The 13259-nt window shown below is 58.2% G+C and carries 14 protein-coding genes; 7 read left to right on the top strand and 7 right to left on the bottom strand.

Going from position 1 to position 13259, the window contains the following annotated elements; translation table 11 throughout:
• Nucleotides 1–5: 5 nt before the first annotated feature.
• The gene (locus BXE_RS29105) at nucleotides 6–1250 is read right to left on the bottom strand and encodes a sarcosine oxidase subunit beta family protein (protein WP_007177093.1); all 1245 of its coding nucleotides are present in this window, start codon (nucleotides 1248–1250) and stop codon (nucleotides 6–8) included.
• Nucleotides 1251–1293: 43 nt separating this feature from the next.
• Nucleotides 1294–2688: an L-serine ammonia-lyase gene (locus BXE_RS29100; RefSeq protein WP_011491693.1), complete on the bottom strand. Its 1395-nt coding sequence runs from the start codon at nucleotides 2686–2688 to the stop codon at nucleotides 1294–1296.
• A gap of 292 nt (nucleotides 2689–2980) precedes the next feature.
• On the opposite strand from BXE_RS29100, the gene BXE_RS29095 reads away from it, so the two are divergent.
• Nucleotides 2981–4063, top strand: coding sequence for a GlxA family transcriptional regulator (locus BXE_RS29095; protein ID WP_011491692.1), 1083 nt, complete (start codon nucleotides 2981–2983; stop codon nucleotides 4061–4063).
• A gap of 42 nt (nucleotides 4064–4105) precedes the next feature.
• The gene (locus BXE_RS29090; RefSeq protein ID WP_011491691.1) at nucleotides 4106–4894 is read left to right on the top strand and encodes a DUF6402 family protein; all 789 of its coding nucleotides are present in this window, start codon (nucleotides 4106–4108) and stop codon (nucleotides 4892–4894) included.
• A gap of 81 nt (nucleotides 4895–4975) precedes the next feature.
• Here BXE_RS29090 and cadR read toward each other — a convergent pair whose 3' ends face one another.
• Complete coding sequence (gene cadR, locus BXE_RS29085; protein WP_011487781.1) at nucleotides 4976–5383, bottom strand: Cd(II)/Pb(II)-responsive transcriptional regulator; 408 nt, start codon at nucleotides 5381–5383, stop codon at nucleotides 4976–4978.
• 95 nt (nucleotides 5384–5478) lie between these two features.
• On the opposite strand from cadR, the gene BXE_RS29080 reads away from it, so the two are divergent.
• Genes BXE_RS29080 through BXE_RS44625 form a run of 5 tightly spaced genes read left to right on the top strand, consistent with a single transcriptional unit; the run spans nucleotide 5479 to nucleotide 9209 of the window.
• Complete coding sequence (locus BXE_RS29080; RefSeq protein ID WP_004574643.1) at nucleotides 5479–6375, top strand: cation transporter; 897 nt, start codon at nucleotides 5479–5481, stop codon at nucleotides 6373–6375.
• A gap of 3 nt (nucleotides 6376–6378) precedes the next feature.
• Entirely contained in the window at nucleotides 6379–6891 is a 513-nt protein-coding gene (lspA, locus tag BXE_RS29075) for a signal peptidase II (protein WP_004863699.1), read from the top strand.
• A 21-nt stretch (nucleotides 6892–6912) separates the two neighbouring features.
• Nucleotides 6913–8202 (top strand): ISL3-like element ISPpu12 family transposase, encoded by a 1290-nt coding sequence (locus tag BXE_RS29070; protein ID WP_004574636.1) that lies wholly within the window; start codon nucleotides 6913–6915, stop codon nucleotides 8200–8202.
• Nucleotides 8203–8223: 21 nt separating this feature from the next.
• Nucleotides 8224–8682, top strand: coding sequence for a DUF6402 family protein (locus BXE_RS29065; protein ID WP_193352973.1), 459 nt, complete (start codon nucleotides 8224–8226; stop codon nucleotides 8680–8682).
• Nucleotides 8679–9209, top strand: a complete 531-nt coding sequence (locus tag BXE_RS44625; protein ID WP_011491689.1) for a hypothetical protein — start codon at nucleotides 8679–8681, stop codon at nucleotides 9207–9209. The genes BXE_RS29065 and BXE_RS44625 overlap by 4 nt, the downstream gene beginning before the upstream one ends.
• A gap of 53 nt (nucleotides 9210–9262) precedes the next feature.
• On the opposite strand, the gene BXE_RS29060 is transcribed toward BXE_RS44625, so the two are convergent.
• From BXE_RS29060 to BXE_RS29040, 4 genes are all read right to left on the bottom strand, one after another.
• Complete coding sequence (locus BXE_RS29060) at nucleotides 9263–9709, bottom strand: hypothetical protein (RefSeq protein ID WP_233518961.1); 447 nt, start codon at nucleotides 9707–9709, stop codon at nucleotides 9263–9265.
• Nucleotides 9710–10067: 358 nt separating this feature from the next.
• On the bottom strand, nucleotides 10068–10583 hold the full coding sequence (locus BXE_RS29055) for a hypothetical protein (protein ID WP_011491687.1): 516 nt from the start codon (nucleotides 10581–10583) through the stop codon (nucleotides 10068–10070).
• A 635-nt stretch (nucleotides 10584–11218) separates the two neighbouring features.
• Nucleotides 11219–12154, bottom strand: coding sequence for a choline ABC transporter substrate-binding protein (locus BXE_RS29045; protein ID WP_011491685.1), 936 nt, complete (start codon nucleotides 12152–12154; stop codon nucleotides 11219–11221).
• Nucleotides 12155–12257: 103 nt separating this feature from the next.
• Nucleotides 12258–13256, bottom strand: coding sequence for a GlxA family transcriptional regulator (locus BXE_RS29040; protein WP_011491684.1), 999 nt, complete (start codon nucleotides 13254–13256; stop codon nucleotides 12258–12260).
• Between the last annotated feature and the right edge of the window lie 3 nt (nucleotides 13257–13259).

Genomic DNA, 13259 nt, shown 5'->3' with positions numbered 1-13259 from the left:
TGGCGTTAATGGGCGACGGCGGCGGCGCCGTGCTCGTCGATCAGGTGGCCGGTATAGAAACGGTCCAGCGAGAACGGCGCGTTCAGCGGATGCGGCTCGTCCTTCGCGATGGTGTGCGCGTAGGCCCATCCCGAACCCGGCGTTGCCTTGAAGCCGCCCGTGCCCCAGCCGCAATTGAAATACAGTCCCTTCACGTCGGTCTTGCTGATGATTGGGCAAGCATCCGGCGACACATCCACGATGCCGCCCCACTGCCGGTTCATCCGCACCCGCGAGAACACCGGGAACATTTCGACGATCGCTTCGAGCGTGCCTTCGATAATCTGGAAACTGCCGCGCTGACCAAAACCCGTGTACTGGTCCACGCCCGCGCCGATCACCAGATCGCCCTTGTCGGACTGGCTGATATACGCATGCACCGCGTTCGACATCACCACCGTATTGACCACCGGCTTGATCGGCTCCGACACCAGCGCCTGCAACGGGTGACTCTCCAGCGGCAGCCGCACGCCGGCCATGTCGGCAAGCGTTGACGTATTGCCCGCCGCCACCACCGCGACTTTCTTCGCCTTGATGAAACCCTTCGTGGTGTCCACGCCCACCACCTGGCTGCCGTTGCGGCGAATGCCCGTGACCTGGCAGTTCTGCACGATATCGACACCCGCCTGATCCGCGCCGCGCGCGAAACCCCAGGCCACCGCATCGTGACGCGCCACGCCGCCGCGCCGCTGGATCGACGCGCCGAGCACCGGGTAGCGGCTGTTCAGATTGATGGTCGGCTCGATTTCCTTGATCTGTTCGGGCGTGAGGAATTCGGCGTCCACGCCGTTCAGCCGGTTCGCATTCACGCGGCGCTCGGTGTCGCGCACGTCCTGCAACGTGTGCGCGAGATTCATCACGCCGCGCTGGCTGAACATGACGTTGTAGTTCAAGTCTTGCGAGAGCCCTTCCCACAACTGCATGGCTTTTTCGTAAAGTGCGGCCGACTCGTCCCACAGGTAGTTCGAGCGCACGATGGTCGTATTGCGCGCCGTATTGCCGCCGCCGATCCAGCCCTTCTCCAGCACGGCGACATTGCGCACGCCGTGCTCTTTCGCCAGGTAATACGCGGTGGCGAGACCATGCCCGCCGCCGCCGACGATCACGACGTCGTATTCACGTTTGGGCTCGGGGCTCTTCCACTGTCGCTCCCAGTTCTCGTGATACGACATCCCGTTGCGCAACAGGCTGAATATCGAATAGCGGCTCATCGTCGGTCCTTGTGGGTACTCGTGCTTGATGCTTCGTTACTGTTCAACACTCGATGACGTTCACGGCCAACCCGCCGCGCGACGTCTCCTTGTATTTCGTCTTCATATCGGCGCCGGTTTCGCGCATCGTCTTGATCACGTTGTCGAGCGACACGTAGTGCTGGCCGTCGCCTTTCATCGCCATGCGTGCGGCGTTCAGCGCCTTGATCGCGCCCATTGCATTGCGTTCGATGCACGGAATCTGCACGAGCCCGCCAACCGGGTCGCAGGTCATGCCGAGGTTGTGTTCCATGCCGATTTCGGCGGCGTTTTCGACTTGCGTCGGCGTGCCGCCCATTACTGCGGCGAGTGCCGCGGCGGCCATCGAGCACGCCACGCCCACTTCGCCCTGGCAGCCCACTTCGGCGCCGGAGATCGACGCCGTTTCCTTGTAGATGATGCCGATCGCCGCAGCCGTCAGCAGGAAGTCGACGACACCTTCGTCGTTCGATGCATGCATGAACTTCACGTAGTAGTGCAGCACGGCGGGAATCACGCCGGCCGCGCCGTTGGTCGGCGCAGTGACGACGCGGCCGCCCGCCGCGTTTTCCTCGTTGACGGCCATTGCGTACAGGTTGACCCAGTCGAGCATGGAAAGCGGGTCACGCAGCGATTCTTCCGAACGCGAACGCAGTTGCGCACACAGATCGGCGGCGCGACGCTTCACATGCATGGGGCCCGGCAATTCGCCGCGCACCTTGCAGCCGCGTTCGACGCAGGCCGACATGACGCGCCAGATCGCCAGCAAGCCGTCGCGCACGTCCTGTTCGGGACGCGCTGCGCACTCGTTGCGCAGCGTGATCTGTGCGATCGACAGGCCGGTTTCGCGGCAGATGCGCATCAGATCGTCGCCGGTACGAAACGGGTACGGCACCTGGGCGCCGGCGCGCACGCCGTTCACGCGATCGCCTTCGCGATTCACCACGAAGCCGCCGCCGATCGAGTAATACTCCTTCTCCACCAGCAGCTGGCCGTTTTCGTCGAAGGCCTGAAAGCGCATGCCGTTCGGATGCACGATGCCCGAGCCCGGTGCGCCCGGCATCAGCTTGCGGAAAAAGCCGAGATGCTCGCGTTCGTCGAATTTCACCGGATGTTTGCCGAGCAGCACCAGTTGCTTCATGGCGCGGATCGCCGCGAGGCGCGGCTCGATCACGTCCGGGTCGATCGAATCAGGCAGATTGCCTTCGAGTCCGAGCAGCACCGCCTTGTCCGTGCCGTGCCCTTTGCCGGTCGCGCCGAGCGAGCCGAACAGTTCGGCCTTCACGCTGCGCACGAAGCCGAGCAGATTGGCGTCTTCGATATGCGAAGCGAAGCGGCAAGCAGCGATCATCGGCCCGACCGTGTGCGAGCTTGAAGGACCGATGCCGATCTTGAACAGATCGAAGACGCTGACGTTCATGGCGTGCCTCGTGCGTTGCGATGCCTTGGGTGGAATTGCCCCTATTGCACCGCACGTCAATTTGAACCGATAGAATAAAAACGGCATGACCGTGGGATAGTGGCGTCAAACCGGCCGCCGGCAAAGGGCCGCGACGTATTTGCGAAGACTTCTGACGCATTTGCGACAGGCGCCGGACTTGCGGCTGGCGATGCTGGCAGAACGGCGCCGCGCAGGCCGCCCGGCACGCGCGCGGCGCCCGCCATTCCCGGTGCTATGCTTGGTCCAACCCTTTCCCTCGCTGGCTGCGTGCATGAATTCCGCTGAACCGCTTCCCCTTCAATCGATCGACGGCACGTCGAAGCAGCGCATCCGCTTCGGCATCATCCTGTTGCCGAATTTCACGCTGACGGCGTTCTCGGGTTTCGTCGACCTGCTGCGCCTGTCCGCGGACGAAGGCGACTTCAGCAAGCCCGTGCGCTGTTCGTGGAGCGTGATAGGGGAAACCCTCGCTCCGGTGCGCGCGAGCTGCGGCATTCAGATCACGCCGTGGGAAACGTTCGACACCGCCGAGCCGTTCGATTACGTGGTAGTGGTAGGCGGCCTGCTGCATTCCGGGCCCGCCGCGAATGACGCGACGCTTGCCTTCATCCGCCGCGCCGCCGCCACGAATGCGACGCTCGTCGGCATGTGCACGGGCGTGTTTTCGTTGATGCGCGCGGGCGTGCTGGAGGGACACCGCATCTGCGTGAGCTGGTTTCACTACTGGGATTTCATCGAACGCTTTCCGTCGGTCAACGAGGAGGCGCTGGTCGCCGACCGCCTGTTCGTGATCGACCGCCGACGTATTACGTGTTCAGGCGGACGCGCGTCGATCGACGTCGCCGCCGCGATTTTGTTGCGGCATTTCGAAACCGCCACGGTACAGAAGGCGCTGCGTATTCTGCTTGTGGACGACATGCAGAAAGGTAACGCGCCGCAGCCGCATCCACCGGGACTCGCGCCGGCCGCGCATCCGAAGGTGAAGCGCGCGATTCTGCTGATGGAACAGCATGTGGGCCGTTCTTTATCGCTCGATGAACTGGCGCGTAAGCTTGATCTCTCGCCGCGTCAGTTGGAGCGGCTCTTCAAGGCGCAAACGGGAAAGGCGCCGCAGGCTTACGCGAAGCAGGTGCGTTTGCGCACCGCGGCATGGTTACTGACGAGTTCGGATAAGACGGTGGCGGATATTGCTTCGAGTTGCGGCTTTTCGGATGCGTCGCATTTGGGCCGTGAATTCCGCAAGCAATTCGGTTTGCCGCCGATGATGTACCGCGAGCAGCGCGGCACCGCGGCGGAGGCGGAAGATAGCGGGGATTATGATGAGACGTTTCCGGGGCGGGCGCGGGCGATTTGAGTCGACAAGGGTACAAGCGCTAAATTAAAGGGACAAAGATTAGTGAACCTGCCGTATTACAAAATCAACAAGCTGTTATGGCGCTGGAACAAAGAAGAAGGTGCCCGGATCGTACGCAATATTTCTCTATCTTTGGATGGTCCGCCACCCGCGCGTGAGGAAGCCAAACCATCGCCCGCAGCAGCCCCCAAAAAGCCACGGCCTCAGGTCGGCGATGGCTTGTTGAAGATGATGGAGTTACACTCGCGCTTGAAAACCTGGCTGGAGACGCCCGACCCGTCGAGGCCGCCAAAGCCAATCAAGCCTGTCAAACTGGAAAAAACGGTACCGCTATTCGATATACAGGAAATCCCTGCCGCCATGCGAAAAACTTACCTGCCGAAATCTGCTGCTCTCATGGAGCGGTGGTTCGCAGGAAAGATCAACTATTCTCCAACAGATGCCGACGAATCTGCGGAGATCAATCAGGACGGCGAGTCTTACCCGCCTGATTTCTACGACACAACCACGATAACGCTCGACTGGGTACTCCAATTCGCGCGGGCAAAAGCCAAATACGACTATCTAGTCAAGGAAGCCATTCGCTCGCCGAAAGCAATCGAGGCTCTTCACGACATCCTCGCCCCCTATCAGGGCCAGACGACTGATATTTTTCCCTCGGACATTTGCGAGGGCAATCCGATTTCTCTACACCGCCACTTTCAATTTCAACGTGCCCGGGTCGATGGCACATTGGGACAAAAGATAAACCTGTTGCTGAGCGACGATTTATTACGCGGCGGCGCACCCGATGATCTCACGGGCGCGCTCGGTTCATTCAATTTCGGGTAAGCGGATTAAATGGTTGATCTTACCTTTGCATGAGAGTGAGACAGACCGGCATCTCATCGGATTATCTGGTTGATGCTTCACCTACTGCTGGTGCATGTTTCCTTCGCTAATTCCAGCAAGAACCCCACACGCCTCAACTTCCCGGTCATCGTTGCAACTCGCTCTCAGTGAAACGAGTTGTTTCTCAAGCGCTTGCAGAGCGGTTATCTGCGACCGCACATGAGAGATGTGATCATCGAGCAAGGCGTTGACGGCGGCACAAGGCTGATGAGGGTCGTCCTGATAGCTCTGTAGTTCGTGAATCTCAGCCAGTGACAGGCCCAGGATTCTGCAGCGACGGATGAAGGCCAGCCCCTCACCATGCTTCTCGGTATAGACACGGTAACCGTTGTCCTGCCGATCAGGCGGCGGCAACAAGCCCTGCTGTTCATAGAAGCGGATCGTCTGTGTTTCGACCCCTACCAACTGCGCCAACTGACCAATGCGCATCAGCCTCCTCCCCAACGGATTCTTTACTCTATTGACCTTATAGTAGCTTTATAGTTTTAAATGGTACCACAACATTGTTCAAGTGGAGTCGTATCATGAGCAAATCCTGTGGTGGCGCCTGTGGCGGTGATGCAACGTCCGCAGCGGATACCGATATACAGGCCTCCTCCGAGGCGCCAGGGAGATGGGTCAGTGTTTATGCCGTGCCGAAGATGGACTGTCCATCAGAAGAACGAATGATTCGCCTAGCCCTGAACGGCTTTGAGGAGATTCGGGCGCTGTCCTTCGACTTGTCGAACCGCCGGCTGAAGGTCGTGCATGACGGCGAGGTCGAGCCCGTCACCTCGAAACTGAAGACCTTGGGGCTAGGCGCCTCGCTTCAGGAAACCGTCGCTGCAAATCCGGAGACCATCAAGGCCGCCGAGTTTTCGGCAGCTTCTGCTAAGCAAGAATCCGGGACCCTGCGCTGGTTGCTCGGCATCAATGCACTTCTGTTCGTGGTGGAAATGACTGCCGGTCTGATCGCCCAGTCCACCGGCCTGATTGGAGAATCCCTGGACAATTTTGCCGATGCGGCGGTGTACGGGCTTGCCCTTTATGCGGTTGGACATAGCGTGAAAATGCAGGTACGTGCCGCGCATCTTGCTGGTGTACTGCAACTGATCTTGGCTGTGGGCGTGCTCGTAGAGGTGGTGAGACGCTTTGTATTCGGTAGTGAGCCTGAATCGCTGGTGATGATGGCTATCGCATTCGTCGCATTGATTGCCAATACCAGTTGTCTGCTGCTCATATCCAAACATCGGGAAGGCGGGGCGCACATGAAGGCAAGCTGGATATTCTCGGCCAACGACGTGGTGATCAACCTGGGGGTCATCACCGCCGGCGCCCTGGTCGCGTGGACCGGTTCCAATTATCCGGATCTGATTATCGGCACCATCGCGGGGGGCATTGTACTTAACGGTGCCAGACGCATTTTGGCGTTGAAGGGTTAAATAATGCTCATTATTGGCAAAAAGCTCTCGCCGTATGCCCTATTGTCCATATCGGGCCTGCTGGCAGCGTCTGATCAGGCTGTAAAGTGGCTGGTGCAGCAATCAATGGCCTATGGCGAGTATGTTTCGGTGACCCCGTTCTTTAACTGGGTGCACCTATGGAACACCGGTGCCGCATTCAGTCTTTTTGCGAATGGTGGAGGCTGGCAGCGCTACTTTTTTATCGGAATCGCGGTAGTGGTCTCGATTTTTCTGATCAAGCTGATCCTTGAAAATCGTCATAAAGGAGAAGCCATCGCTTACAGTCTTATCCTCGGTGGCGCCATGGGCAACCTGATTGACCGGGTCTTTCGCGGCTATGTTGTGGATTCCTTTGATTTCTATTGGCGAGACTGGCATTGGCCGGCCTTCAACCTGGCTGATATTGCAATTGTCCTCGGTGCCTTACTTTTCGTTTCCAGCAGCTTGTTGGGTAAAAAAGCAAACACCAATGCCGAGCCGGATGGATCTGACTGACACCTACGCCTATACAACACCATGACCGAACTTCCCGACAACATCCTTCACCTGCCGCAATACCAAGTACTGGGCTGCAAATCAACCGACGACGAAATGCACTTCCAGGTGGACGTGCCCGATCCCATCGCCTGCGAGGAATGCGGCGTGCAGGGTGAGTTCGTACGGTTCGGCAAGCGTGACGTTCCCTATCGTGATCTGCCCATCCACGGCAAGCGGGTCACTCTCTGGGTGGTCCGCCGCCGATACACCTGCCGGGCCTGCAAGACAACATTCAGGCCCCAGCTACCGGAGATGGTGGACGGATTCCGTATGACACTGCGGCTGCATGAGTACGTGGAGAAGGAATCCTTCAACCACCCCTACACCTTTGTGGCGGCACAGACCGGCCTGGACGAGAAGACGGTGCGCGACATCTTCAACGCCCGCGCCGAGTTCCTGGGGCGCTGGCACCGCTTCGAGACGCCCCGCATCCTGGGCATTGACGAGCTATACCTGAACAAGCGCTACCGCTGCATTCTGACCAACATTGAGGAGCGAACCCTGCTCGACCTGCTGGCCACCCGCCGCCAGGACGTGGTGACCAACTACCTGATGAAGCTGAAAGACCGGCAGAAGGTCGAGATCGTCAGCATGGACATGTGGAACCCCTACCGGGCAGCGGTCAAGGCTGTGCTGCCCCAGGCCCGTATCGTGGTCGATAAGTTCCATGTGGTGCGCATGGCCAACGATGCCCTAGAGAGAGTGCGCAAGGGCCTCAGAAAGGAGCTGAAACCGTCCCAGAGCCGGACTCTCAAGGGAGACCGGAAAATCCTGCTGAAACGCGCTCACGAAGTCTCAGACCGGGAGCGCCTCATCATGGAGACCTGGACAGGCGCGTTCCCGCAACTGCTGGCCGCCTACGAGCACAAGGAGCGCTTCTACGGCATCTGGGACGCCACCACACGGCTCCAGGCAGAAGCCGCCCTGGACGAGTGGATAGCCACCATCCCGAAGGGCCAAAAGGAAGTCTGGAGCGATCTGGTCAGGGCAGTGGGAAACTGGCGCGAAGAGACCATGACCTACTTCGAGACGGACATGCCCGTCACCAACGCTTACACGGAGTCCATCAACCGACTGGCCAAGGACAAGAACCGTGAAGGGCGCGGTTACTCCTTCGAGGTGATGCGGGCACGAATGCTCTACACCACGAAGCACAAGAAGAAGGCACCGACTGCGAAGGTCTCTCCTTTCTACAAGAAAACCATCGGTTACGGACTGCCGGACTTCGCAGAGGAACTCAACTACGGAGTCGATCTATCAACCATCTGAGGGTGGTATCAGATTGATGGGGTGAAGGTGCCCCATCAACCATTAAATCCGTATACCCTCAATTTCTATGCGGCCATTGGACATGCGCGCCTCTCCTGGGACGTGAATCTGCGGAAAACAACAGCCAAAGTGACCGGTATCTGGGTGTACGTGAAAGACAACTACACATTCACCGACAAGCAAGGCGATCGCTCACAGTATCTGGGCCATTGGAGCAACGATGGCGTTATCGTTGTCCCTCTCGACGCTGTCGCCGCAGTTTCTCCTTATATCCCCTACGTCGAATCCTCCCTCACCCTCCCCTATATCGACGAATCCGTCGCCCTCGGCAATCCAGTTATCAAGGGCAATGTCTACTACCCCATACACAACAGCGACTTCCGACGATGGGCGATCAAGCATCAGCGGGGCGGCGACTTTGTGGTTTACTCTGATCGCCGTTTTATTCCGGTCGCTCCACCGGTCAAGGTGTACCTATGACGCCTGACTACGGTGCGGCGGCTGGTGCGCTCATTGGCGCACTCGCCGCTCTTGTCGTGGTCGTTGCCGTGACAGTCCGGTGGGCCACTTCAGAACGCGAGTCACGCACGAGGATCGTGAAGTTCGCCAGGCTGGCGGCAATGGCCGCCATCATCGCCATGCTTTATTTCGGCCTTTTCGACCATACACCGCGCGGCACCGAATGCCAGAAATCAACGTCTCCAAACGGTTTCTACAAGGCTGAACGTTGCCTATTGGATTGGATTCCAGGCGGAAGCTCCAGATACGTCGGCAGGGTCTTCGATGCAAAGAACGGAAAGTTGCTTGCGCAGCACACCTTCAGTACGCCGGTCCCTGATTTGTCCTGGTCTTCCGGCGTGCTTTATTCCCTCGATCCTGATGGACCGCTTCGCTATTTCGGTGCGACCGTTGGATTTTCGAAAGGAGATGGCGGCGACGACTCTACGTATATCTCGCTGCCCCCCTCCAGATGGGAACGATTATTGGCGGCGCGCCCGCGCTTGTGAGTAGATGCATCGACGGCGCTAGCGGTCCCTGGACCATCCCGTCAGTCAATTGACTACAGCCCTATTCTGAAGCGCTCTGGCGGACCCAGGAAAAAAGGATAGAAATTCCTCGCGCATTCCATGATATCGGCTGGGCCATACAAGACGCCCACGTCCCATGATCTATCGCCAAAAGCGATCCAGTCTCCCTCGACTGGCATGATGGCATAGTGCTGATGATTCACACCAAGTGCATCCGCGGGACTTCCGCCCGGATCCTCCATCATCAAGTGAAAGAACTCGTCATCCGAGTTCTCACTGCGATGAACGAAGCCCGGATACTTTCCAAAATGATGGTGGAAGTAGTCGAACGGGTCAGGATTCAAAATCAGCGTCACAAATTCGGTCTTACTCTGGAAAGCGAGCAACTCCTGGATAAGATCAAAGAACTTTTGGGTCGGGATATCGATCGGATCGAAGTAGAGCAACTCTTCGCGTGGGACGTCCGCGAGAAAGAGCACGCCCTCTCTCGCGCGCTGCCAGAAAGTCGTGAACTCCGTCAAATCATGGATGTACTCTAATCTACTCATCGGCTACCAGTTGGAGGTATCAAAGCGGACTGTGGCGTGAACGTCTCACGATCAATGATGTAATCAATGTTGCTCATTAGCTGCCCAAGCGGATCTTGACAGTTGCGCCTTTCGAACCCCCAGGAAAATAGTCCGCCGTAGGCTGACCCTGGTTCGACTGATTACGAACGCCATAGCGGTTCCCATCCTTGGTGAAAACATCTTGCGCAGGCTCGGGCGCAGGCATGGCATGCGGACGATGCAAATGTGTACGTCGTTTCCGTACTGGCTTACCCCGGATGAACGTATGCTATTCAACGATTCTGAACCCTTCGCCAGGCTGGAGAAAAAACGGATAAAAGCTACGGGCAAAGGCAATGATATTAGGCGGCCCTGTCAAGACGCCCATTTCCCATTTTCTATCCGCGTACATGAACCATGTTCCGGGTGTCGGCAGAACCGCATACCGTTCAGAATTTGCCCATAGACAGTCTGCCGGGCTGTCGCCCGGATCCTTTTGCCAGGATTCAAAAAAATCGTCGTCAGATTGCTCCGCACGATGCACGAAGCCGGGGTACTTGTGAAAGTGAAAATTAAAATAGCTGACAGGGTCCGGCTTCAGTACCAAGGTGGCAAAATCGCTCGCACCTTCGAAGGTCAACAACGCTCGCACAAGTTCGAAAAACCTCTGTGTCGATATATCAACAGAATCAAAATAGAGCAGTTCGGCTAGCGAGGCTGAAGCCAACTCTTGCACGCGCGACTTCGCACGTTCCCACAGTGGATTAAAGATCGCCGAATCGGTGATGAAGTCTGGTTTAGTCATAGTGGAGCGGAAAACGCGGCTGGATCAGCCACATGCCAACCAACTTATCGCTTCGCTTTTTTTTTCGGCGCAGTCATGACGAGTCCCTCGGGCGCGAGATCAGGATACGTTCGCCACAGTGGCTCAAGCAAGAGGTAGAGACCGCCGACCATTTGGCCAGCCTCGGCGCGAAAGCCGTCGAACTCATTTTTCGAGCACTTTTCCTGAATTACGCTGGTCGAATTTTCGACTAACAGGTAAGCGTCGACTAGTTGTTTGCTCACTTCCGCCGGATACACAGGATGAGCAATCGGACATGAGTCGTCTGCTTTTTCTTATCATCGTCGTCCCTATTGGTTGTACTTGGATCCAGCCCAAGCACCCTATAAGAACTGCAACAAACGAAAAATCCGACAACTCCTAAAAATACGGCATTCCTTCCCCGAATCTGGCGAGAGTCGACAAACACCGACAAACCCCGTAGGAACACTGAACCCGAAACCGCCAGACGACATGGAACCGCAACGCGGAAATGACTGATCCGCCAGCAACCCACGAAACCGCCGGCCGAGGCCTGAGTGGACAGCGGAGAAAAAAGGGCGACGTAAAAAGCATCCCAACGAATGCCCATCCGTCGCCCCATCCTCAACCCAACCTCATTTCCCCGCTACATAAGCCTTAACAGCCGGCAACCCATCCTTCCCGTCATAAGTCTTCACTCCCGCCAGCCACTTGTCGAGCACCGCAGGATTCGCCTTCAACCATTCACGCGCGGCCTTGTTCGGATCGGTCTTGTTCATGATAGGCAGCATCACGTGATTCTCGATATCGGTCGTGAACTGCAGATTCGACACCAGCTTCGCAACATTCGGACAGCGTGCCGAATAGTCGCTCGGCGTGACCGTCAGCACTTTGGCTTCGCCATAATTCGGCCCGAACACGTCGTCACCGCCGGACAGATAGTCGATCTTCATCTGCACGTTCATCGGATGCGGCTCCCAGCCCAGAAACACAATCGGTTTCTTCGCGCGAATCGCGCGGTTCACCTCGACCAGCATGCCCGCCTCGCTCGACTCCACCAGCTTGAATTTACCGAGGCCGTACTGATTGGTGTCGATCATCTTCTTGATCAACGCATTGCCGTCGTTGCCCGGCTCGATCCCATAGATCTTGCCGTCGAGCTTGTCGTAGTTTTTAGCGATGTCGGAAAACGTCTTGATGCCGGACTGATACGCGTAATCCGGCACCGCCAGCGTGTATTTGGCGCCGGTCAGATTCGGCGTGGGCAGTACCGTGAGCTGGCCGGACTTCCTGAACGGATCGATCATCGGGTCCATCGTCGGCGACCAGTAGCCGAGGAACACGTCGATCTGCTTGCTCTTCACGCCCGCAAAGGTGATCGGCACCGAGGCGATCGTCTTGGTCGGCTTGTAGCCGAGCCCTTCGAGCACGGTCGACGCAAGCCCGGTGGTCGCCGCGATATCGGTCCAGCCCACATCGGCGAAGCGGACGTCGCGGCAGGCGGCAGGTTCCGCAGCGAAGACAGACGACACAGACAGCGCGCACAACGACGCAGCCCACAAACGTTTCATGGCGTTCCCTCAGGGTGATTGATGCTTGACTGGTTTTGATGAAGCGGCTTGTTTTACGCCGCCCGGTTCGGGCGGCTTTTTATGCATTGCATGACACAGCGCATTACGCGGACAAACGCCGCTCGACACTCGGCGCGTGACCGAACTGCGCGCGATAAGCCTTGCTGAAATGACACGGCGAATGAAAACCGCACACCGCCGTCACCCGCGCAATCGACGCATCCGTATTGCGCAGCAGTTCGCGCGCGCGCCGCAAACGCAGCGTCAGGTAATAGTGCGTCGGCGACACGTTGAGGAACATCTTGAACATGCGCTGCAAATGACGCTGCGACAGACGCACGAGCCGCGCGAGTTCATCGAGCGATAAAGGCTCCTCGATATTCGCTTCCATCAGCCGCACTACTTCGATCAACTCCGCGCGCGAGAAACCGACCCGCGCGTCGACGGGAATGTGCTGATAGTCAGTCGAACTACGAATCCGCTCGACGATAAACTGCTCCGACACCTGCGCTGCAACCGCATGGCCGAGCCGCATGGCGACCAGGTTCAGCGTCAGATCGAGCGGCGCGGTGCCGCCCGTGCAGGTCATGCGATCGCGGTCGATCACGAACAGTTCATCGGCAAAACGCACATGCGGGTAGGTCTTGTGCAACGGCGACATGTCTTCCCAGTGCACGGTGCAGCGATATCCGTCGAGCAATCCGGCGGCCAGCAGCGCGTACGGTCCCGTGCAGATGCCGCCGAGCGGAATACCTTTTGCGGCGACGTCGCGCAGCAATGCAATCACCGTGTCGTCCACGTAATCGCGCACATGCCAGCCGGCGCAGACAATCAGCACGTCCGGCATGCCGGCCTCGGCCAGCGTCGTGGTGGGTTTCACCGTGATGCCGTTGCTCGCTCGCGCCGGCTCGCCGTCCGGCGTGATCACCGACCACCTGTAGTGCTGCGCGCGGCCCACGTAGTTGGCCATGCGCAGAACCTCGACCGCGCTGGTGAATGCGATCATCGAAAAATTCGGCAGCGTGAGGAAGCCGAAGTGCGCGAGCCCGGACAGCGGCGAATCGGCTTGGGGCTCGACCGGCGTGATCGCGTCGCGCTTCATAGG

Origin of the sequence: Paraburkholderia xenovorans LB400, assembly GCF_000013645.1 — a bacterium.
Taxonomy (GTDB): domain Bacteria; phylum Pseudomonadota; class Gammaproteobacteria; order Burkholderiales; family Burkholderiaceae; genus Paraburkholderia; species Paraburkholderia xenovorans.
This window is presented reverse-complemented; position numbering and strand designations above follow the sequence as displayed.